The following is a 22,472-nucleotide window of genomic DNA, read 5'->3' on the forward strand; positions in this document are numbered from 1 at the left end:
TTTTAGGATTTCTGTTCTGATTTATAAAAATTACTGACTTTCAGTAAATATCCCAATGAATTATAGATAAATAAAATGATGAACAAAATCATGCCTAGTGATTGATTCATGCCTGTAGTTATTGAGAATATCCCCAACATCATAATTCCTATAAAAAGTAATACAATATTTTGCTGGTGCACTTTATACAAGGAAACGAGTGTGATGTATCGCTCTCCTTCGTCCATAATATTAAATGCTTTTTCAGTGTAATGTTTCTCTCCTAATTTAGGGTATCGAGCATCAAATTTTCTATAAAATATCCCAATCATTATGGATGAAATGATTGTAATAATGAAAGGAATCATTATTAGAGCAATGTGATTGTCAGATGCATTTCCTATGACGGGTATTAAAATTGCAATAAAAGCGACAATTAATTGCATTGTGTAAATAAATCTTACTTTCAATGATTTGGTGTATGATTTATTTTCATATGTATCTGCCAAATCATCTGAAATATTTGCGTCAATTTTAGCTTTATAGTGAAGTGACGCATTTTGGACTATAAATAAATACACAGTGAGTATAACATTTATTAATGATGCTACGATGGTTGTATAAAGCACAACTTTAAAGTTAGCGAATTGTGCATAATTAAATAACTTCTCCCAGTTAATAGCTCCGATGATGTATCCGATGATGCCTCCAACTAATCCTCCTAATAAACATAGAAGTGCATATCTTTTTATTTTCAAAAGTCTTCCTCCTCCATAATAAAGATATCTTCAACAGGTTCACCAAAAATTCTTGCAATTTTTATTGCGGTTAATATAGATGGTGTAAAATCGTTGCGTTCTATTAAAGACACCGTTTGTCGTGATATTCCAGCTTTTTTAGCAAGCTCTGTTTGATTATATCCATCACGGGCTCGTAATTCTTTAAGTCTATTGCGCAAATTGTATCACTTCCTTACATATAAACTATATAATATATTTGTCATTATGACAAGTATATTAGTCAAAATGACATATATATTATACTCTTTAGGGGTTGTATAAAATTGATTTTTAGTACCACAAGTTTTAATAAAATTTATTAGTTTTTAAAAAAGAAATACTTTTAACATATAAATAAGACCTCAACTATTAATTTTTTACTTAAATTTAAACAAATGTATTTTGTAAATGCCTTCATTTTGGTAATATATGCCTATTGTTGCAAAATATAGGAGGTTTAGGTATTGAGCTTTTATCGTTTTATGAAGAATTTTGAAGGTGAGAAAAGTCATTTTGGAGATTTGTTTGAAGGTATGAAAGATATTAATTTTCCTGAAAACATTACGACCCCAAGGGAAATTATGGAAAAGTTCCAACATTGGTTACAAGAACCTAGTTTACACGATACGATACAAGATGCGATTAAGCAGTATCAAAATAAATAATTTTCATCTATATTAAAAGGTTGTTGAATAAATCAGGGTTTTAGTCAAAATCTTTTAATGTAATTTTTATACATATACGTTGATAGGATTCATTTTCGGAAAAATAGTGCAGATAAATCAATGATTTCGTGTTTTGAATAAATAATAGATGATATGTCTCAACTGTTTTTTAACAATGGCGATCGTTTTATACTTATTCATAAAAGTCTATGGGACATCAAGACGCTTAAATACGGCTTCTTAATCTATTATCAAAGATGTTGGTGATTCTAAAAACACTTTACCAGTGAATTGATAGGAAAGATAAGTGTAGAATATGTTGTTTCTATTATGAAGCATGGGTGACAAATATAAAGGAAAGTAAGTATTGATTGCATAATAAAACTTAGAAATGTTAAATCATCGTAGATATAATAGTAGATGTTGAGGAAATCTTATAAAGATGCCTTGTGTTAAGTGGGACGGTTAGACTACCCCGTTTGTATAGACATGAGTATTTCTTTTATGGTTTCCTCTTTTTTACAGCAATGAATTAACTATATTTAGTGAAATGAAAGTGATTCTGAAATTAAAATTGATCATTGCTTAGAAAGAAAGTGATGCATTTGATGACGATAGATCATAATGGAATTTTTCTATGTAAATTTGGTAATATAATGTGGAATGTGTTTACTACAATTAAAGTATGTAATACTCATTTAAATACAATGAAGGTAAGAGATAAACTCTTAAATAATAGATTTGAATATCCAAATATAATGACAATAAGAAAAGAAGGTTTGCTTCTTCCCTCATTTTTAGAAAAGTATAAGTTATATTAAGGAGATGAATATGACATGTCACGCATAGTATTAGCTGAAGCATATCGAACACCTATAGGCGTGTTTGGTGGTGCATTTAAGGATATACCTGCCTATGAACTAGGTGCAACAGTTATTCGTCAAATTTTAGAACATAGTCAAATAGATCCTAATGAAATCAATGAAGTTATTCTAGGGAACGTGTTACAGGCAGGTCAAGGACAAAATCCTGCTCGTATTGCTGCGATTCATGGTGGTGTGCCAGAAGCGGTACCTTCTTTTACTGTAAATAAAGTTTGCGGTTCTGGATTAAAAGCGATTCAACTTGCCTATCAATCTATTGTAGCGGGAGATAATGAGATTGTTATCGCTGGAGGCATGGAAAGTATGTCTCAATCTCCAATGCTGCTTAAAAATAGTCGTTTCGGTTTTAAAATGGGAAATCAAACTTTAGAAGATAGTATGATAGCTGATGGTTTAACTGATAAGTTTAATGACTACCATATGGGCATCACAGCCGAAAATCTAGTTGAACAGTATCAGATTAGTCGTAAAGAACAAGATCAATTTGCATTCGATTCCCAACAAAAAGCATCACGTGCACAACAAGCAGGTGTGTTTGATGCTGAAATTGTACCTGTAGAGGTACCACAACGTAAAGGTGATCCCCTAATGATTTCTCAAGATGAAGGCATTAGACCTCAAACGACAATTGATAAGTTAGCACAACTCCGCCCAGCATTTAAAAAAGATGGATCAGTAACTGCTGGTAATGCATCTGGTATCAATGACGGTGCTGCTGTTATGCTCGTTATGACGGAGGACAAAGCGAAAGCTTTGGGAATACAACCTATAGCTGTATTAGATAGTTTTGGTGCGAGTGGTGTGGCGCCTTCAATTATGGGCATTGGTCCAGTTGAAGCGATACGTAAAGCTTTAAAACGTTCTAATAAAGTGATAGATGATGTTGATATTTTTGAATTAAACGAAGCTTTTGCAGCACAATCAATTGCTGTAAATCGTGAGTTGCAATTACCGCAAGATAAAGTCAATGTTAATGGTGGTGCGATTGCACTAGGACATCCAATAGGGGCTTCGGGTGCACGCACTTTAGTTTCATTATTACATCAATTAAGTGATGCTAAGCCAACAGGTGTGGCATCTTTATGTATCGGAGGCGGTCAAGGTATCGCTACGCTTGTATCTAAATATGGCGTTTAATATTTAGTGGAGCACGGTTTTTATATAATAAAAATGTGTATTAAAAAAGCTATAAACGAAGTCGTTTTAAAAACTTCGTTTATAGCTTTTTACTTAGTTAGAAAGATTTCATTGCTATTAAAATCTTATGATGATGAACATTAATGGAATCATATCATAGCGTTTGTGCACAACTTGAACACCACGTGGTTGAGAACGCTAGATGAAAGACATTAATTAAGGTTTTATTGCGAATGCACGAACTGGAAAGCCTGGTGCATCTTTTGGTTTTGGACTGATTGCATAGATAATTGCACCTCTGGTAGGTAATTGATCTAAATTGGTAAGTAATTCGACTTGGAATGTGTCTTGCCCTAAGATATATCTTTCGCCAACAATGTCACCATTTTTAGCTGTATCAATTGAGGCATCAGTATCAAATGTTTCGTGACCTATGGATTTAACACCACGTTCTTCAATGAGAAATTTTAATGCATCAAGGCCCCAACCTGGAAGATGTTGATAGCCATCTACATCTTTATTTTCAAATTTTTCTATATCTGGCCAACGTTTTGACCAATCAGTACGTAATGCGACAAAAGTACCTGCTTCAATGCGACCGTGTTGTTGTTCCCAGTCTTCTAAATGTTTACGTGATACGATAAAATCTGAATTTTGTGCAGCTTCTTTAGAATAATCTAAAACAATTAATGGTAAAACAAGTTCTTTTAAATCTAATTCTTCTAAATATCTTCTATTTTCAACGAAATGGATTGGAGCATCAATGTGTGTTCCATATTGAGTTACGATACTCCAACGTTGTACATAAAACCCATGATCTTTAACATTGAATAGCGTTGAGACTTCACCTTTTTCAAATTCGCTAAAACGAGGGATATTTGGGTCGAAAGTATGTGTTAAATCGACCCACTGAGCCTCTTTTAAAGTATTTAATTGATTCCAAAGTGGATACTGTGACATTTGTCTCACCTCTAGCTCGTATTATGCTGTTGTTGATTCAGATTCTTGACGTTTCTTTTTAACTGCATTGACTAACACTGTTAATGCATCTTTCACTTCATCTTCTTTACGTGTTTTTAGACCACAGTCTGGGTTAACCCAGAATAGAGAACGGTCAATTTGTTGTAATGAACGATTAATTGCAGTGGTAATCTCTTCTTCGGTTGGAATACGTGGACTGTGAATATCGTAAACACCTAATCCAATTCCTAAATCATAATTAATATCTTCGAAATCTTGAATTAAGTCTCCGTGACTACGAGAAGTTTCAATAGAAATAACGTCTGCATCTAAATCATGGATGGCATGAATGATTTGTCCAAATTGAGAATAGCACATATGTGTATGAATTTGTGTTTCATCATGCACAGATGATGTTGCTAATTTAAATGAATGTACAGCATCTTCTAAATATTGTTCGTGATATTCAGAACGTAGAGGTAAGCCTTCACGCAACGCTGGTTCGTCAACTTGAATGACTTTGATACCTGCTTCTTCTAAAGCTAACACTTCTTCATCAATGGCTAAGGCAATTTGATCTTGAACAACCTTTCTAGGTACATCTACGCGTTCAAATGACCAGTTTAGAATAGTAACTGGACCTGTAAGCATACCTTTTACTGGTTTGTCAGTTAAGCTTTGCGCGTATACTGTTTCTTTTACAGTAAGTGGAGCAGTCCACTTCACATCTCCATATATAACTGGTGGTTTAACTGCACGAGAACCGTAAGACTGTACCCAACCGAATTTTGTTACTAGGAAACCTTGAAGTTTTTCCCCAAAAAATTCAACCATGTCGTTACGTTCAAACTCACCGTGTACAAGTACGTCTAAACCAATATCTTCTTGGATTTTAATCCAACGAGCGATTTCATTTTGTAAAAATTCTTGATACTCAGCGTCTGTAATGCGATTATTTTTCCAATCTGCTCTAAATTTACGGACTTCACGAGTTTGAGGGAATGAACCAATCGTAGTCGTAGGTAAATCTGGTAAATTTAGACGTTGGTTTTGTAATTGCTTGCGTTTAGCAAATGGTGATTTACGATGTGTCGGTACACTTTCAAAATCGTATTCAAGATTTTTAAATGATTGACTTTGGAAGCGTTCATAACGAGCTTTGTAATGTTCATATTTTGACGGGTCATCATCATTAAACAAGCGACGCAATGCATCTAATTCATCTAACTTTTCAGTAGCAAAACTTAATCCTTCTGCAATAGATTCATCAAGTGTTTCATCATCTAGTGATACTGGAACATGTAGAAGTGATGATGAGGGTTGAATGACTAACTGTTGTGTGTGTTGTTGTAATGTTTCGATTAGTTGTTTTTTCGCTTCAATATCAGCAGCCCATACATTTCGGCCATCAATGATTCCTGCATAAAGTGCTTTACTTTGATCGAAATCACCAGCTTCAATTTGTTTTAAGTTATAGCCGTTATCGTGTACCAAATCTAATCCTAAACCGCTTACTGGTAATGAACTTAAGAATTTTAAGTGAACACGTTCAAAGTAAGTTTGAATAACGAGGTATTTTCCTAAACCTTCATCTGAGAAATAGTCGTATGCTTTTCTAGTAATGTCTTCATAACTTTCGCTATCATCAGTCACTAGAATAGGCTCGTCAATTTGAATATACTCAGCACCTGCATCTACAAGTGACTGTAAAACTTCTTTATATAAAGGAAGTAATGTTTCAACTTTTTCCTCGAACGATTGATGACCACCTTTTGATAATTTTACAAATGTGATAGGACCAACAATTACAGGATGCGCATTTACATTAATTGATTGTGCATATTTAAAACGTTCTAATAACGTATTTTTTTCAACTTTAGGTTCTACGTTGTCCCATTCAGGTACAATGTAGTGATAGTTGGTGTTAAACCATTTAATAAGTGCACTTGCAACATGCTCTTTGTTACCACGAGCAATATCAAATAATAAATCATCATTGACTTCGCGTCCTTGGAAACGTTCAGGGATAATATTGAACAATAAAGACGTATCTAAAATATGATCATATAAAGAGAAATCTCCAACTGGAATGCTATCAAGATGATAATTTTTCTGAAGTAAAAGATTTTCTTTGTGTAAATCAGTCAGTGTTTGATCTAATTCTGCTTTGTCAATTTTATGTGCCCAATAATTTTCAATTGCTTTTTTCCATTCTCTTTTTCTACCTAATCTTGGGAATCCTAAGTTTGAAGTTTTAATTGTTGTCATAATATTGCCTCCTTGTTGGCAGTGATTGATTTAGAGTATGCTGCGAGTTCCAACGAATAATCTACCTTTTGGAAAGGTGTAATAATGTACAGACCGTTGAAGTATTCGTGTACTGTATCAATGAGTTCTTTAGAAAGTCTTAAACTTAATTCTTTAGTCTTTTCTTTATCATCTTTAACAGCTTTGAATTGGTTAAGTACATCGTCTGACATTTTGATGCCGGGCACTTCATTATGTAAGAAAAGTGCGTTGTTATAACTTGCGATTGGCATGATACCTATGAAGAAAGGTGTATTTAAATGTTTTGTTTCTTCATATACTTGAATAATTTTTTCTTTACTATAAACGGGTTGAGTTATGAAATAACTCATGCCACTTGCTACTTTCTTTTCAAGTCGTTTAATGGCTCCATCTAATTTTCGTACGTTAGGATCAAACGCACCAGCGATGTTAAAGTTAGTATGTTTCTTCAGCGCATCGCCGTCAGTGTTAATACCTTTGTTAAATCTTAGTGCAAGTTCTGTAAGGCCTTTTGAGTTCACATCATAGACATTTGTAGCTCCGGGTAAATGACCTACTTTAGAAGGATCTCCGGTAATAGCCAGTATTTCATTGACACCAATGAGTGATAAACCTAGAAGATGAGACTGTAATCCTATTAAATTACGGTCACGACATGTTACATGTACAAGAGGCTCAATATCGTAGCGTTGTTTGATTAAACTTGCCGCTGCGATGTTACTTACTCTTACGGTAGCTAACGAATTATCCGCCAATGTAACAGCATCTATGCCAGCTTCATCTAATTTGCCTACATTATCGAAAAATGTATCAGTATCCAAATGTTTGGGTGTATCAAGTTCTACGATGACTGTTGGGCCATTTTTAACTTTAGAAGTAAGGTTTTGTTTAAGAACTCGCGCTTGCTTTTGAGATGAAGCTTTATTAATAGGGATTACCTTTTTATCTTTAACGGGTTTTAAATGTTTAACTGCTGATTTAATATAGCGAATGTGTTCAGGTGTTGTGCCACAACAACCACCTATCAATCTGACTCCCTCATTAATTAATTCTTGAGCTATATCTCCGAAATATTGAGCATTATCACTATATTTGAATTCACTATTCTCGATATCTAATAAACTCGCGTTTGGATAACACGATAAATACGCATGTTTAGGAAGTTCTATATGTGAAAATGATCGTTGCATATGGTGTGGGCCATGGTGACAATTTAATCCAACTACATTGGCGCCACATTCAACTACGTATTTCAATGCCTCATTAATTTCAGTGCCATCAACTAAGTAATTCGTATTTGAAGCGGTGAGTTGAGCGATGATTGGAATATCGTATTTTTGTCGTGTGGCAGTGACGATGCGAGTTAATTCATCTAAATCGTAATAAGTTTCAAATAAAAGGGCATCTACACCTTCATCAATTAATGTATCGATTTGAAGTTCTGTATGATATTGAATTGTTGAAAGACTGATATCCTCTTGCCGGACGCCTCTAAATCCACCTACCGTTCCAAGTATAATTGTGTCCTCATTTGCTGCACGTTTGGCAATTTGAACTGCAGCTTGGTGAATTTCTTTAACTTTATGTTCAAGACCAAAGGACTTTAATTTTTCAAAGTTGGCACCATACGTATTCGTTTGAATGACGTCTGCACCAGCTTCGATATAAGAACGATGAATCCGCTCGACCTTATCTGGATGAGTAAGGTTGTAGGCTTCCGGACAAGTATCAAGTCCTTCCGAGTAGAATATTGTTCCAATAGCGCCATCAGCTACTAAAACGTTGCTCTTTAATTGGTTCAGTAAATGACTCATTGAAAGCCTCCTTTAAAGCGTAGTTAAAATCTGCGATGAGTTCTTCTGGATTCTCAAGACCTACACTTAAACGGAATAACCCGAAAGTGATGCCACGTTCACGTCTCACATCTTCTGGCACTGCTGCATGAGACATTGTTGCGGGATGTGATAGGATAGTTTCTACACCACCGAGACTCACTGATACAAGCGGTAAAGTAAGAGAATCGACGAACTTTTGTGCTTTAGATTCATCTTTAAGTCGGAAACCTATCACTGCACCTCCAGTTGAAGCTTGCTTGAGGTGTGTAGGATTATTTCCTGGGTAATACACCTCAGAAATCTCCTCTCTTTGACTCAAAAATTGAACAAGACGTTCAGCATTATGAACAGATTGTTTAAAACGAACTGGTAATGTTTTAAGATGTTTTGCAAGTGCCCAACTATCATAAGCAGAAAGGGCTGTGCCTGTGCCGTTCTGTAATAAGTACAATGCATTTGCAACCTCTCTATTATTAGTAATTGCTGCACCTGCGATTAAATCGCTATGTCCACCTAGAAATTTAGTTGCACTATGAATAACTATGTCAGCGCCTAGTGCTAAAGGTGATTGACCCAAAGGTGTCATAAACGTATTATCAACAGCTAATAGTAACTTATGTTCCTTTGCTAGCGTTGCTACAGCATGAATATCTGTAATTTTGAAAAGTGGATTTGAAGGTGTCTCTACATAGATGAGTTTTGTGTTTGATTGAATAGCTTCAGCGATATGATCTATATGTGTGGCGTTAACTGTAGTAAATTCAATATTGAATCGATTGAGTATTTGTTCAGTTAATCTAAATGTCCCCCCGTAAACATCATCAGGTAAAACAACATGATCCCCTGCGTTTAATGTGAGTAAAACGGCTGAAATTGCGGCAATGCCTGAAGCATAAGCAAATGCATATTTACCACCTTCTAAGCGTGCCAGTTTCTCTTCAAGTAAAGTTCGGTTAGGGTTACCACTTCGTGCGTAATCATATTGACTCTCACCACCTAACACTTTTTGATGGAACGTAGATGAATCGTAAAGTGGTGGGTTAGCTGAGTCGTAGTCTTTACCTCTACGTACATCGAATATTACTTCTGTTTCTTTAGATAAACTCATGAAATCACTCCTACTTTAGAATTCTCTAATGCTTGAATTATGTCAGCTTCTATATCGTTATAATCTTCTATACCTACGGATAATCTGATGAGATATTCATCAATGCCACGTTTGTCTTTTTCCTCATCTGGCATATCCACGTGTGTTTGTGTATAAGGGAAGGTGATAAATGTTTCTGTACCACCTAAACTTTCTGCGAATATGCAAATATCTAAATTTTCTAAAAATTTAGCGACGCTATATGCTTGGTTCAGTCTTAAACTAAGCATGCCTGTTCGTCCGCTATATAAAACTTCATCAATTGAATCTGACTGGCGACATCGTTGTGCGAGTTTTTGAGCGTTTTCTTGGGAACGCTCTATGCGAAGATGTAATGTCTTTAAACCTCTTTGTAAAAGATAACTATCAAGAGGTGATAGCGTTGCTCCAATCATATTATGGAATTGATTCAATTGTTCAGCTAATTGAGCATCTTTAACAGTTACAACTCCAGCTAACACATCGTTATGTCCGCCAATGTATTTTGTTGCTGAATGCAGAACGATATCTGCACCTTCTTCGAGTGGTGTCGAAAGATAAGGTGTTAAAAAAGTGTTGTCGATAATTGTTAACAGTTGATGTTTTTTGCTAAGGATATAATATGGTTCTACATCAATTTCAATCATTTGCGGATTTGAGATTGGTTCAATAAATAATGCTCTAGTTTGTGGCGTGATATTTTTTTCCACTTCTTCATAATTTAAAAAGTCTACATATTTAAACTTCAATCCATATTGTTTTTCGTAAAAATCGAATAACCGAAACGTTCCACCATAAAGGTCAAATGCAACGAGAATTTCATCACCTGGTTTGAATATATTGCATATTAACTGAATCGCTGCCATACCACTGGAAGTAGCAAATGAAGCAATGCCTTTTTCAAGCTGTGCAAAAGCTTCTTCAAAGGCTGTTCTTGTTGGGTTTTTCGTTCGTGTATAATCATAGCCTGTTGATTCACCTAGGTGAGGATGCTGATATGCAGTAGATAAATATATTGGATTGGCAATTGCGCCAGTGTGATCTTGTGTTAAAGCAATTTGAGCTAAATCTGTATCCTTCATAGCTAGCTCCTCCTATTCAGTAAAAATAAAAAAGCTTCCGTCCTTTAGACCCGAATGATTCGGATGTAAAGGACGAAAGCTTAAACTTCGCGGTACCACCTTTGTTTGCTACTTTATTACTAAAGTAACCTCAATCAGTACGCCATAGTGTTAAAACAGTATACTGAAAATAGCGGATACACAATTTTCTTATCGTAACATCATTAAATAAAACAAAAACTCATTTAATCCATATGTGAATAAATGAGTATTAACGATAAATTGTGACGTATAAAATTTCCAGTACGCCATTTAACATCAATGTTAATACTGTATCGCTATAACGGGCGAACCCGTTGATACCTCATATTGGCATCAACACTCCAAGGCCATTTTCAAACTTTCTTTCAATGCCTTCTCTCAGCGTGTGAAGACTCTCTGTATAAGCAGTGTAAGTTTTACTTTCCTTTTTACAGTGTGTAAAATGTTTTTAAATTGTTAATACATAGATTACATAGTTTGAATTTATTTGTCAATGATTTTTCTGAAAATTTTGATTTAACTATTAATTTATTATCAGAAATACATCTGAAAATATATGACGTAATAAGCTTCATATTAAGCCGTTAGTATTAATTTGAAAGGCTTGTATTATTGGATTGAACTTTTTTAAAATAAGGAATGAATCAATGAGGATTGATTATTCATTAGAGGTACTTAAACTAAGATAGAAAGATGTGGAAAAGAGATGGCATATACAGATGATCAGAGGTTGAAAATGAATAATGATGATAGTGTGCAATTTATTGCACTAGAATTAATTAGACCTAATCCTTATCAGCCACGTAAGACGTTTGAAGAAGAACGACTCAATGATTTAGCTTCATCAATTCAACAACATGGTATACTACAGCCTATTGTATTACGTCAAACTGTTCAAGGTTACTATATTGTTGTGGGTGAGCGACGATTTAGAGCATCTAAGTTGGCAGGATTAACAGAAGTGCCAGCTATTATTAAAGAACTATCTGATGAAGATATGATGGAATTGGCAATTATTGAAAATTTACAGAGAGAAGATTTAAATGCCATTGAAGAAGCAGAAAGTTATAAAAAAATGATGACAGATTTGAACATTACCCAACAAGAAGTTGCGAGACGATTAGGTAAGTCACGTCCTTATATTGCCAATATGCTTAGATTATTACAATTACCTAAAAATGTTGCTCAAATGGTTCAACACGGGGTGTTATCTAGTGCTCATGGGCGTACGTTATTAACTTTGAAAGACGCCAGTAAAATAAAAAAGACGGCAAAAAAAGCTGCTCAGGAGTCTTGGAGTGTAAGGTATTTAGAGGAGTATGTCAATGGTTTAGTCAGTAAAGACATCTCAATGAAACTTGACAAAGAGACTAAGGGAAGTAAACCGAAAATGATTCAACAGCAGGAAAGATTTTTAAAAAAGCAATATGGTACGAAAGTAGATATTTCGACATCAAAAAATGTTGGAAAAATCACATTTGAATTTAAATCTGAAGCAGAATTCAAACGCTTGATTCGTCAACTTAATAAAGATTATATGGAATATTAAAAGTTTAGCCCTCTATAAACAGGAAGCATATACATAGTTTTATAAATATCCCTCAAAAGGATAGTATTTTAAAACCATAGACGTATTATCTAAATGAATAAATTAAGTTATAATAAATGAATTATCAAAAAAATGAAAAGGAGGGCATATTATATATGAATCAACTAAAACATATTTTATCTTCATTGTTCGAACCTTTAACAAAGGTTGAAACATATGAAAATTTAATTACTAAAGTAATAATGATTTTAATTTATATCCTTGTAGCGATTGTTGTTATAGCAATTTTGAATAAGATTATTGAGCAAGCATTTAAAATTCAAAATAAAAGTAAAAAAGGGAATAAAAAGCGTTCAAAAACACTGATTTCTCTTGTACAAAACATAGTAAAATATATCGTATGGTTTGTTGTTATCACAACAATTTTAAGTAAGTTTGGTATTAGCGTCGAAGGTATTATTGCTAGTGCTGGAGTTGTAGGTATTGCGGTTGGTTTCGGTGCGCAAACGATAGTGAAAGATATTATTACAGGTTTCTTTATTATCTTTGAAAATCAATTTGATGTGGGTGACTATGTTAAAATTAATAGTTCAGGAACTACGGTAGCAGAAGGTACTGTGAAATCTATTGGTTTAAGATCAACGCGAATTAATACAATTTCAGGAGAACTGACTATTTTACCTAATGGTAGCATGGGTGAAATTACGAACTTTTCAATTACAAATGGGACTGCTATTGTAGAACTACCAGTATCAGTTGATGAAAATATAGATCAAGTTGAAAAGAAACTCAATCGTTTATTTGTTTCTTTACGCAGTAAATATTACTTATTTGTCAGCGATCCAGTTGTTGATGGCATTGATGCGATAGAATCTAATAAGGTTACTATACGAATTTCAGCAGAAACAATTCCTGGTGAAGGATTTTCAGGCGCTCGTATTATTCGTAAAGAAACTCAAAAAATGTTTAGACAAGAAGGTATTCGCATGCCACAACCAGTCATTTCAAATTATAATGAAGGAAAAAGCTAATCATCATTGGAGGTCATTTCATGACGTCAAAGTATGGAATAAATGATATAGTAGAAATGAAAAAACCACATGCATGTGGAACAAATCGTTTTAAGATTATTAGAATGGGCGCTGATATTCGTATTAAATGTGAACATTGTCAGCGCAGTGTCATGATTCCACGGCAAGTGTTTAATAAGAAAATGAAAAAAGTTCTTGAATTTCATCAAGACAAAGAAAGTAAGGAGAATGAATAATGGCTTTAACAGCAGGTATCGTAGGTTTGCCTAACGTAGGTAAGTCTACCCTATTTAATGCAATTACTAAAGCTGGCGCATTAGCAGCAAACTATCCCTTCGCAACGATTGATCCCAATGTTGGTATCGTTGAAGTGCCAGATTCACGTTTAATAAAATTAGAAGAAATGGTTCAACCTAAAAAAACAATTCCTACTACTTTTGAGTTTACTGATATTGCAGGTATTGTTAAGGGTGCATCTAAGGGCGAAGGTTTAGGAAATAAATTTCTTTCACATATTCGTGAAGTAGATGCTATATGTCAGGTGGTTCGTGCGTTTGACGATGAGAATGTTACACATGTATCAGGGCGTGTTAATCCGCTTGATGACATAGAAGTCATTAATATGGAACTTGTTTTAGCAGATTTAGAATCTGTTGAAAAACGTTTACCGAAAATAGAGAAGATGGCTCGCCAAAAAGATAAAACAGCTGAGATGGAATTACGTATATTAACACAAATTAAAGAAGCGTTAGAAGACGGTAAACCAGTACGCAGTATTGATTTCAATGAAGATGATCAAAAGTGGGTTAATCAAGCTCAGTTATTAACATCTAAGAAAATGTTATACATTGCTAATGTTGGTGAAGATGAAATTGGAGATAAAGATAATGATAAAGTGAAAGCAATCCGTGAATATGCAGCAAACGAAGATTCAGAAGTTATCGTTATTAGTGCAAAAATTGAGGAAGAAATCGCCACATTAGATGATGAAGATAAAGAAATGTTCTTAGAAGATTTAGGCATTGAAGAACCAGGTTTAGACAGACTCATTAGAACAACATATGATTTGTTAGGTTTATCTACTTACTTTACTGCCGGTGTGCAAGAAGTGCGTGCTTGGACATTTAAACAAGGAATGACTGCACCACAATGTGCTGGAATTATTCACACCGATTTCGAACGTGGTTTTATTCGTGCAGAGGTAACAAGCTATGATGATTATGTACAACATGGTGGCGAAAATGGTGCTAAAGAAGCGGGAAGACAACGTTTAGAAGGTAAAGATTACATCATGCAAGATGGGGATATTGTTCATTTCCGTTTTAATGTTTAACTTAAAGCATGTATTTATATTAATGAGGCACTCTAAAATTAGAAGCAAATTCTAGTTTTAGGGTGTTTTTTTGATAATAAAATTGAAAATTAGGAGATAAATTATTCTGCATACTACAATGACAACTATTAATGAGGCGATTATTTGTAGTTAGGAAATAGAATCATTGCTCTTATGTAAGGATTCCAAATTCTTAAAAAAATGGAATGATTTTACTTGCTTTAATGATGTCTTGTGTACTAAAAAATTGTTTGCCCTCACCAGTGTATGCGGGTTCAAGAACTAAATTTGCTTTAGCGCAGTATAGCCATTCTGGGTGAATGCCACTATTTAAGATATCTTGAAACTCTTGGAAATCTTTATTCCAATCTAAATTTAATCTCATGAAAAACACCTCATATGTATTTTAGAACAAATGTTCGTTAAAGTGAAGTGTTTTTGTTCGTACGCGTTCGTATTTATGAAGTGAACCAAGACGAATTCACATTTTCGTCAATGTAATTTGCATCGACATTTTGATTTAATTCAGGAGAGTAGTAACTATCTGTATATTGCCATAGCACTTTCTCTCGGTTTGGTTCCTTAGCTTGATATGCTGCTAACCAGTAGCCATCATAAGAACTGACAGCATTTGATGCATGATTTAACATGAAGTTTTCATATGAATAAAAAAGGATCTTCTTGTTTCCAGCAAGCTTTCTCATTTCGTTTGCCCATGCTTGTGTAGCTGTTTCATCATCTCCGGATGTAACGGTTTGTTCTTCATAATCATTGATGTAAAAGGCGGCTTTGGGGGCACGTTGAGATAAAGTGTTAGCTTCATAACGTGCATCTTTTGGACTTTCGTACATGCTATAAGAGTACACGCCGTATTTCATTTTATTTTGTTCTAATAATGCTGCATTTTTTTCAAAAGTCTTATCAACATATTCTGAACCGTACTGTGCTCTTAAAATAATAAAATCATAATTTTTCTTTAGTTGTTTTATTTGTTCGTTAGTTAAAAGTCCTTGCCATTCAGAAATATCTAAGACTCTTTCACCATTATTTGTTTCAGTAATATTAGATTCAGCAGAGAAAGTAGAACGATTTTGTGTTTTATGAGGTTGCTTTTTAGGATGGTCTTTTAAGTATTGTTGATAGCCATACCCCATTGTACCTTTTTCGCTTACAGAAGATGAAGACGCTTGTGCTTGAGTATCTATAAAATTAAGGCTAGTAGCGAAAATTGAAAGTGAAATGATTGAGTAAGAAAATTTCTTTAACATAAACGACTCCTTTATAATGAATTTAGTATCAAGTGCAATTATATGAAATATAATTTTGATGTTATTATAACTAAAATGAAGTATCAACTATCTATTAAGTAACATTAATATAATTTGAATATAAAGTAATGTATAACATAAATAGGATCATTGCGTTTGAACAACGAGGGAAGTCTCAGAGGAGTCTTAAACCAATAATCTGTATTGATATTTTCAAAAATAAATAATGCTCATCAATATTTAAGGGTAAGATTCATCTGAAATTGATTGTAAAAAGTAAAGCTCTATGCTATAATTCTTTTCTGTGAGTAATGAAAATTATTCCTTGCTTATCACATTAAATGTTGATAAGCCGTATAGACCACAAGGAGGTGCAAATAAACTATGAGAACATATGAAATTATGTATATCGTACGTCCTAACATTGAAGAGGATGCTAAAAAAGCGTTAGTTGAACGTTTCAATGGTATCTTAGCTTCAGAAGGATCAGAAGTTTTAGAAGAAAAAGACTGGGGTAAACGTCGCCTAGCTTATGAAATCAATGATTTCAAAGAAGGTTTCTATAACATCGTACGTATTAAAACTGATAACAATAAATCAACTGACGAATTCCAACGTTTAGCTAAGATTAATGACGATATCATTCGTTACATCGTTATCCGTGAAGACCAAGATAAGTAATAATTTAGATGGGGGCGTTTAAATGTTAAATCGAGTTGTATTAGTAGGTCGTCTAACGAAAGATCCAGAATACAGAACCACACCCTCAGGCGTAAGTGTAGCGACATTTACTCTAGCAGTTAATCGTACTTTCACGAATGCTCAAGGGGAACGCGAAGCTGACTTTATTAACTGTGTAGTCTTCCGTAGACAAGCAGAAAATGTAAATAACTACTTGTCTAAAGGTAGTTTAGCTGGCGTTGATGGTCGCATACAATCACGTAGTTATGAAAATCAAGAAGGTCGTCGTATTTTTGTTACTGAAGTCGTATGTGATAGTGTTCAATTCCTTGAACCTAAAAACGCACAACAAGGTGGCCAACGTTCACAGAACAATAATTTCCAAGACTACGGTCAAGGATTTGGTGGTCAGCAATCAGGACAAAATACATCTTACAACAACAATAATTCATCAAACTCAAATCAGTCGGATAATCCGTTTGCAAATGCTAATGGACCGATTGATATCAGTGATGATGATTTACCATTCTAATAATGAACGAATAAAATAAAATGAGTCAAAGGAGGCAGTTAACCATGGCAGGTGGACCAAGAAGAGGCGGACGTCGTCGTAAAAAAGTATGCTATTTCACAGCAAATGGTATTACACACATCGACTATAAAGACACTGAATTATTAAAACGTTTTATCTCAGAACGTGGTAAAATTTTACCACGTCGTGTAACAGGCACTTCAGCGAAATATCAACGTATGTTGACTACAGCTATCAAACGTGCTCGTCATATGGCTTTATTACCATATGTTAAAGAAGAACAATAATATATTATTTATTGTAAAACCCCGTAAGTATAGGCTTACGGGGTTGTTTTTATGTTTTTGAATATTTAAAAAGGGCAGGAAAAGGGCGCGGTTTGAAAGTTTTAGAAATTTAGGCATAAAAAAAGAGGCAACCTCTTAAAACGGAAAGAACAAAGTTCTTTCATAATAAACAAGAGATGTAAATAATCTCTTGGAGACATTTGTCTCGTTCCTTGTTTATTATATTAATTGTTTTTAACATAATAGTTAATCATCTTGTTAAGTGATACAAAAGGGACGGTATATTTCTATAATGCTTGTATTTTCTGTCTTTGCGATGTTTGAAGTTTTTTAAATCATCTTTTCTATTGTTTTTAATACCGTTACTGCAATATTTTGAATGTAATATTAATAACGAAAGTATATCTATGATTGGTAATACTTTAAGGTTAACTGCTGACAATCTTTGTTTTTGATCAAGTCAATGGCAAGTCCAACTAGTTTATAATAAATATGTTCAGCTAGTAGAAGTGCCTATTAAGCCTAGTGATCGTTTAAAAGCTCGTGATATGCTTAGGAAATACCATAAATTATTTACTGAGAGAAAAGAGTTACGCCAGTAATTGTTAATATTGGCGAATGGAGTGAAGGCGATGAAGAAGATACACAGAGAGAGCTAGATAAAATAAAAGAAAACTATCCTAATAGAACTATAATTGTTGATGATGTACCGTTAGAGGATTGAATAGAGCCTATCTGAAAATATTCAGATGGTCATTTTTGATTTTAATTGAGATATTATTTTGTTAGTATTTAAATTGATTAATAAATGATAATTTAAAAGGGGTAAGATTATGTTAAATAAAAATGTTAAATACCCTCATGCTAAGATATTATTTGATATTGTAGGCATTATTTCAAGCATTAGTATTTTATTATTAATAGCCTTTAATTTATATTTAAAGTTCGAAAGTAGTGGAAATGTAGAGATAGGAGTTAAGTGGAACGAGAGTAGTTTATATATAGGACTTACTTTGTTAGTTTTTATCATTTTGTGCGCCATTATCTCTTATGTTCTTAAGTTTATTAAAAGGAATTAAATTAAAATAAAAGGGGTTTTTAGTTTTGAAAAAAGCTTTATTTCTTTTACTAGATGAATTTGCAGATTGGGAAGGTGCACATTTGTCTTCAACTTTAAATCAAGATGATAGTTGGTCTGTAAGTACTGTTTCTATTGAAAAAAATGTATCTTCTTTAGGTGGCTTTTCTGTTTTAGTAGATTATATTATTGGTGATGAACCTAAAGATTATGATCTGTTAGTTATGGTTGGAAGTAATTCTTGGGATAATGATTCTGAGAAGCTTTTGGATTTTGTTGAAGAAGCATTTAACAAAAAGATAGTAATTGGTGCTATATGTGGTGCAGTTGATTATTTAGCTAGAAATGGTTTTTTAAATAAATATAAACATACTGGTAATTCGGTTTATATTTGGCAAAATTATAAAAAATATAAACCTGAAAATAAGTTTTTAGAAAAACAGAGTGTTAGTGATAATTTGCTTATAACAGCAAATGGTACAGCACCACTTGAATTTACTGAATCAGTTTTAAGAGAGATTGATTTTGATGTTGATGAAAATATTGAAAAGACAATGTTTATGAAAAGGTTTGGCTTTTATAAATATTGTGAAAAATACGGGAATCCATATTTATAAGTTGGATGTATTTGGGTGTTTTGAAACGAGTTTCTTCTTGTCTTGATACTATATAGAAATAATGCAAAGATAAACAATAATGTAAGTGCGACGTGAAAGATTTTTATAAAAAGTAAGCGTTTATCATATACATTTAGAGTCTTTTTTTAAGATAATAGTTGCAGCTGCTGAAATTTACTTCTCAAAATTGCGTATTTTTTAAATGACTGTATCTGTTAGATGTAGACTTTTTAACTTGACAAAAATTGACATTTCATAAAGTTACAAACAGACTTAAAAGTACGCTTGTAACCAGTACCCTAAAATAGGTAAGTGGTTTGATAAAAGAATAAAGGGTGCCTCAAATTAGGGGTGCCCTTTTAATATCCTCAAATTTTTGGATATTGGTTTATACTCAGCTCAAATGTGAGTTCAGTAATAGAATTGAATAGCTATATATATTTAACCGGCTCAAATATGAGCGTATTAATTAATACAAATGCTGATGCAATAAGTCAGTGCATTAGAAAACGAAAATATCCGTTTTCTAATTTCTGAAAAGCTGAATGTGGCTTGTCTAACTTATATATTTACGTAGTGAGAAATACAATTTTGAAGTATTTTAGTGCATGAGCTGATGTAACAATTTGTGACGTTAGCTACATGAATGAGTATTCGATAAAGGGAGTAGGGAAACACGACGCCCAAAGTAACTTGATCTAAGATATGAACAAAATATGTACCCATGTATTGTAACTTGTAAAAGTTAGATAAGTAAATGTAGCTAAATTTTTGTAGTACAGTTAAACCTATAGTGTTAATATTTAATTGAATAATGTAAATAAAGGGGGATTTCATGAGCAATCTAATAAGATTAGAAAATGCATGTGTTTTTATTGCAGTGGTCAGTGTTTATTTTATCTTTGATTTTTCATTATGGATATTTTTACTATTTCTATTAGTCCCAGACATCTCTATGGTTGGATATGCTGTTAATAAAGATATTGGTAGTAAAGTATATAATTTAGGTCATACTTATGTTCTGCCTATCATTGTTACCTTGTTGTATTTAGTTACAAATGAAGAAACAATATTACAAATATCTTTAATATGGTTGGCTCATATTAGTATGGATAGAACTATAGGGTATGGGCTTAAATATGCACTAGGGTTTGATAAAACTACTATTCAAAAAGTTTAATAATCAATTATAATAAGCGCCAAGCCTTAGTGGTTTGGTGTTTTTATTGTATGTAGTGTATTTATACTTTTCAAATACTAAAAGGTATGTTAGGGTTTAAGTGGTTAGGCGCCTAACTATATTTTAGGAGTGATTTCACTTGAATGAATTTTATTTGATAGATAGTCCAACTTATAAAAAATTAGAATGGCTAAAAAAGAAATATTTTAACTTAGATATTATTTCTGTCTTGTTGTTTCTTGAGATTAATAAAACCTATAAACTTATGAAAAATAACTATGATAGTTTTATAGAGGATTATGGATTGACAGAGGCTAAATTTTCAATATTGATGTTGTTATTATATGAAGAGAATTTAACGCTATCGCCGTCAGAATTATCCAAGAAAATAGGTAATAAAAAATCAACTATTACTGGTATTATTAAAGGATTAGAAAAACAAGGTTTAGTTAGAAGAGTGAATATATCTAATGATAAGAGAACTAGTTATGTACAAATGACTGAATTAGGTTATTCAAAATTAAATGAGTTTTTACCATATAACTATGACTTTGTTTCAAATGTATTTAGTGATTTTGATGAACAAGAAAAAGAAATGTTTTTCCATTTAATGAATAAGTTAAGAAATAATATTGAAAGGGATGGAGAAGATGAATAAAATTGAATTTTTAGAAACTTTTTTAAGCTTTTATATTAATCATCACGTTGTTCTTGAAGATATGGAAAAAGGTACAAATAAATATACTGTTATAGATGTTAGAAACGCACCTAAGAAAGTAAAAAAAGATAAAATTAAAGGGTCAATTGAAATACCAGCTAAGGAATTACACGAATATTTAAGTGAATTATCAAAAGATAAGGTCTATGTTGTATATGATTGGACTGGTGGAACTATTTTAGGCAAGCAGGCATTATTGGAATTATATCAAAATGGTTTTGAGGCATACGAGTTAGCTGGGGCTCTAGAGGGATGGAAAGGCATGAGTTTACCATTAGAAAATGTAGAATGATAGTTAATTAAAGAGTAAAGTTGAATCACTTATATCTTATAAAACACCACTTAATTGTGGTGTTTTTTAACGCTGAGAAACGTCCTGTGTCGCAGTGAGAAATGAGTTTGTGTAATTATGTATGTTAAAGTGTAAAATAGAATTTGTGAAAAACTAATTGAGGGTGTATATGGCTAAATTCTTGTCTTATAAGTGATATCAAATTCACGAATTATTTTTAAGTATTAGTTTCATTATCTATAACAGTAAAAATGATGAATAGGAGTGTGAATATGGCAAAATATTTTACTTCACTTAAATTAGGTTTATATCTTTTAATTTTAATTGTATTACAGCCCATAGTTTTCAATATTTTAAATTTAGAACGATCTAAAACTATAAGTATAATTGGACACTTGATTTTTATATTAATTGGTATTTTATTAATTTATTTACACTCCAGATACAACAAGGATAGGAATGATAATATATAGATATTTTAACACTAAAAAATAATTAAATAACAGTTTTGAAGAAGGTAACTTTTATTATTGTTTCGTTAATATCATTAATAAAAAGGGAGATTGAAATGAGTAGATTACTTGAAGAGTTAAAGTATTGTGGGTTTAATTTTATATTATTATTATTTGGTTACTTAACTTTCTATAGACCTGCAAATGAATCTAGAGAGTTTTTCCAAAAAGAATATGGTGACAAAATAAAACTTTCTCATTTTTTTAATGACAGTTATAGAAATGTAGGTATGGAGCATATAAATCTATACATTTATGCAATCATAATATTTATAATCGCTATTGTAATAGCAATTATCATTCTGAAACTAACTAACCAAGTTTTATATTCTCCATTTATACAAATACTTATCTCAATATCATTAATAGTCATGTCATTATATAGTATGGTTAATACATATATTGCATCAATTTTGCTAGCAGCAGCATTTATTGTACTTGTTATTTGGGCGTTTGTTAATGATTCCAGATAAAAAATATTAAATAAAAATCACTTGATTTCAAAATTTTTATTGCCATTTTAACATTTTATATACAACTGATTAGACAATTTAAATAAGCATTCATAATCATTTGTTATTATATACTTTCACGGTGATTAAAAAAGGGCAAAAAAAGGGCATAATTTTGATGATAA

The 22,472-nt window shown here is 32.7% G+C and carries 24 protein-coding genes, 2 pseudogenes and 1 other annotated feature; of the genes and pseudogenes, 16 read left to right on the top strand and 10 right to left on the bottom strand.

Annotation, left to right across the window (positions count from 1 at the left end; translation table 11 throughout):
* Positions 1–2: 2 nt before the first annotated feature.
* On the bottom strand, positions 3–737 hold the full coding sequence (locus HMPREF2663_RS03265; protein WP_002491718.1) for a DUF3169 family protein: 735 nt from the start codon (positions 735–737) through the stop codon (positions 3–5).
* The gene (locus HMPREF2663_RS03270; protein ID WP_001831346.1) at positions 734–937 is read right to left on the bottom strand and encodes a helix-turn-helix transcriptional regulator; all 204 of its coding nucleotides are present in this window, start codon (positions 935–937) and stop codon (positions 734–736) included. Before HMPREF2663_RS03270 ends, HMPREF2663_RS03265 begins: the two co-directional genes overlap by 4 nt.
* Before the next feature lie 285 nt (positions 938–1,222).
* Here HMPREF2663_RS03270 and HMPREF2663_RS03275 point away from each other — a divergent pair, with 285 nt between their 5' ends.
* The 3 genes from HMPREF2663_RS03275 (at position 1,223) to HMPREF2663_RS03285 (ending at position 3,444) form a co-directional block, all read left to right on the top strand.
* Positions 1,223–1,423: a sterile alpha motif-like domain-containing protein gene (locus HMPREF2663_RS03275; protein WP_001831332.1), complete on the top strand. Its 201-nt coding sequence runs from the start codon at positions 1,223–1,225 to the stop codon at positions 1,421–1,423.
* 608 nt (positions 1,424–2,031) lie between these two features.
* Complete coding sequence (locus HMPREF2663_RS03280) at positions 2,032–2,244, top strand: hypothetical protein (protein WP_002447670.1); 213 nt, start codon at positions 2,032–2,034, stop codon at positions 2,242–2,244.
* 15 nt (positions 2,245–2,259) lie between these two features.
* The gene (locus tag HMPREF2663_RS03285; protein WP_070845772.1) at positions 2,260–3,444 is read left to right on the top strand and encodes an acetyl-CoA C-acetyltransferase; all 1,185 of its coding nucleotides are present in this window, start codon (positions 2,260–2,262) and stop codon (positions 3,442–3,444) included.
* A 216-nt stretch (positions 3,445–3,660) separates the two neighbouring features.
* Here HMPREF2663_RS03285 and HMPREF2663_RS03290 read toward each other — a convergent pair whose 3' ends face one another.
* From HMPREF2663_RS03290 to HMPREF2663_RS03310, 5 genes are read right to left on the bottom strand one after another with little or no spacing between them, the layout of a single operon-like run.
* Positions 3,661–4,404, bottom strand: a complete 744-nt coding sequence (locus HMPREF2663_RS03290; protein ID WP_002487128.1) for a cyclase family protein — start codon at positions 4,402–4,404, stop codon at positions 3,661–3,663.
* A 21-nt stretch (positions 4,405–4,425) separates the two neighbouring features.
* On the bottom strand, positions 4,426–6,672 hold the full coding sequence (gene metE / locus HMPREF2663_RS03295; RefSeq protein WP_070845774.1) for a 5-methyltetrahydropteroyltriglutamate--homocysteine S-methyltransferase: 2,247 nt from the start codon (positions 6,670–6,672) through the stop codon (positions 4,426–4,428).
* Positions 6,669–8,507 carry a bifunctional homocysteine S-methyltransferase/methylenetetrahydrofolate reductase gene (locus HMPREF2663_RS03300; protein WP_002458619.1) on the bottom strand — a complete coding sequence of 613 codons (1,839 nt, stop codon included), beginning with the start codon at positions 8,505–8,507 and terminating at the stop codon, positions 6,669–6,671. The genes metE and HMPREF2663_RS03300 overlap by 4 nt, the downstream gene beginning before the upstream one ends.
* Positions 8,461–9,636, bottom strand: coding sequence for a cystathionine beta-lyase MetC (gene metC, locus HMPREF2663_RS03305; RefSeq protein WP_002447674.1), 1,176 nt, complete (start codon positions 9,634–9,636; stop codon positions 8,461–8,463). Before metC ends, HMPREF2663_RS03300 begins: the two co-directional genes overlap by 47 nt.
* Entirely contained in the window at positions 9,633–10,736 is a 1,104-nt protein-coding gene (locus HMPREF2663_RS03310; protein WP_002447675.1) for a PLP-dependent transferase, read from the bottom strand. The genes metC and HMPREF2663_RS03310 overlap by 4 nt, the downstream gene beginning before the upstream one ends.
* A 65-nt stretch (positions 10,737–10,801) precedes the next feature.
* Positions 10,802–11,198, bottom strand: a binding site (T-box leader).
* A gap of 265 nt (positions 11,199–11,463) precedes the next feature.
* Between HMPREF2663_RS03310 and HMPREF2663_RS03315 the strand changes: the two genes are divergently transcribed.
* The 4 genes from HMPREF2663_RS03315 (at position 11,464) to ychF (ending at position 14,670) form a co-directional block, all read left to right on the top strand.
* Complete coding sequence (locus tag HMPREF2663_RS03315; RefSeq protein ID WP_002447676.1) at positions 11,464–12,306, top strand: ParB/RepB/Spo0J family partition protein; 843 nt, start codon at positions 11,464–11,466, stop codon at positions 12,304–12,306.
* A 155-nt stretch (positions 12,307–12,461) separates the two neighbouring features.
* Entirely contained in the window at positions 12,462–13,337 is an 876-nt protein-coding gene (locus HMPREF2663_RS03320) for a mechanosensitive ion channel family protein (protein ID WP_002458618.1), read from the top strand.
* 20 nt (positions 13,338–13,357) lie between these two features.
* The gene (locus tag HMPREF2663_RS03325) at positions 13,358–13,573 is read left to right on the top strand and encodes a DUF951 domain-containing protein (RefSeq protein WP_002447678.1); all 216 of its coding nucleotides are present in this window, start codon (positions 13,358–13,360) and stop codon (positions 13,571–13,573) included.
* Complete coding sequence (gene ychF, locus HMPREF2663_RS03330; protein WP_002447679.1) at positions 13,573–14,670, top strand: redox-regulated ATPase YchF; 1,098 nt, start codon at positions 13,573–13,575, stop codon at positions 14,668–14,670. Before HMPREF2663_RS03325 ends, ychF begins: the two co-directional genes overlap by 1 nt.
* Positions 14,671–14,863: 193 nt before the next feature.
* On the opposite strand, the gene HMPREF2663_RS03335 is transcribed toward ychF, so the two are convergent.
* Together HMPREF2663_RS03335 and HMPREF2663_RS03340 are read right to left on the bottom strand one after the other, a co-directional pair.
* Positions 14,864–15,055, bottom strand: coding sequence for a hypothetical protein (locus tag HMPREF2663_RS03335; protein WP_001831355.1), 192 nt, complete (start codon positions 15,053–15,055; stop codon positions 14,864–14,866).
* Between the two features lie 73 nt (positions 15,056–15,128).
* Entirely contained in the window at positions 15,129–15,938 is an 810-nt protein-coding gene (locus HMPREF2663_RS03340; protein WP_002447680.1) for a GH25 family lysozyme, read from the bottom strand.
* A 384-nt stretch (positions 15,939–16,322) separates the two neighbouring features.
* On the opposite strand from HMPREF2663_RS03340, the gene rpsF reads away from it, so the two are divergent.
* From rpsF to rpsR, 3 genes are read left to right on the top strand one after another with little or no spacing between them, the layout of a single operon-like run.
* Complete coding sequence (rpsF, locus tag HMPREF2663_RS03345) at positions 16,323–16,619, top strand: 30S ribosomal protein S6 (protein WP_001831345.1); 297 nt, start codon at positions 16,323–16,325, stop codon at positions 16,617–16,619.
* A 22-nt stretch (positions 16,620–16,641) separates the two neighbouring features.
* On the top strand, positions 16,642–17,151 hold the full coding sequence (ssb, locus tag HMPREF2663_RS03350; protein WP_002447681.1) for a single-stranded DNA-binding protein: 510 nt from the start codon (positions 16,642–16,644) through the stop codon (positions 17,149–17,151).
* A gap of 44 nt (positions 17,152–17,195) precedes the next feature.
* Positions 17,196–17,438, top strand: coding sequence for a 30S ribosomal protein S18 (rpsR, locus tag HMPREF2663_RS03355; RefSeq protein WP_001831354.1), 243 nt, complete (start codon positions 17,196–17,198; stop codon positions 17,436–17,438).
* 224 nt (positions 17,439–17,662) lie between these two features.
* Here the strand turns inward: rpsR and HMPREF2663_RS13175 are convergent.
* Positions 17,663–17,898 (bottom strand): annotated as a pseudogene (locus HMPREF2663_RS13175) (Abi family protein); the annotation flags it as partial.
* Positions 17,899–17,905: 7 nt separating this feature from the next.
* Between HMPREF2663_RS13175 and HMPREF2663_RS12985 the strand changes: the two are divergent.
* From HMPREF2663_RS12985 to HMPREF2663_RS03390, 6 genes and pseudogenes are all read left to right on the top strand, one after another.
* A pseudogene (locus tag HMPREF2663_RS12985) lies at positions 17,906–18,162 on the top strand (terminase small subunit); the annotation flags it as partial.
* A gap of 380 nt (positions 18,163–18,542) precedes the next feature.
* A complete protein-coding gene (locus tag HMPREF2663_RS03365; RefSeq protein ID WP_002447684.1) occupies positions 18,543–19,133 on the top strand; it encodes a type 1 glutamine amidotransferase family protein in 591 nt (196 codons plus the stop codon).
* Positions 19,134–19,968: 835 nt separating this feature from the next.
* Positions 19,969–20,313 carry a DUF4260 domain-containing protein gene (locus tag HMPREF2663_RS03370; protein ID WP_002447685.1) on the top strand — a complete coding sequence of 115 codons (345 nt, stop codon included), beginning with the start codon at positions 19,969–19,971 and terminating at the stop codon, positions 20,311–20,313.
* Between the two features lie 139 nt (positions 20,314–20,452).
* The gene (locus HMPREF2663_RS03375) at positions 20,453–20,971 is read left to right on the top strand and encodes a MarR family winged helix-turn-helix transcriptional regulator (RefSeq protein WP_002496089.1); all 519 of its coding nucleotides are present in this window, start codon (positions 20,453–20,455) and stop codon (positions 20,969–20,971) included.
* Positions 20,964–21,323: a rhodanese-like domain-containing protein gene (locus tag HMPREF2663_RS03380; RefSeq protein WP_002496090.1), complete on the top strand. Its 360-nt coding sequence runs from the start codon at positions 20,964–20,966 to the stop codon at positions 21,321–21,323. Before HMPREF2663_RS03375 ends, HMPREF2663_RS03380 begins: the two co-directional genes overlap by 8 nt.
* A 568-nt stretch (positions 21,324–21,891) precedes the next feature.
* Positions 21,892–22,308, top strand: coding sequence for a hypothetical protein (locus HMPREF2663_RS03390; RefSeq protein WP_002447689.1), 417 nt, complete (start codon positions 21,892–21,894; stop codon positions 22,306–22,308).
* The last annotated feature ends 164 nt before the right edge of the window (positions 22,309–22,472 follow it).

This window comes from Staphylococcus sp. HMSC077D08 (genome assembly GCF_001837945.1).
GTDB lineage: Bacteria > Bacillota > Bacilli > Staphylococcales > Staphylococcaceae > Staphylococcus > Staphylococcus epidermidis.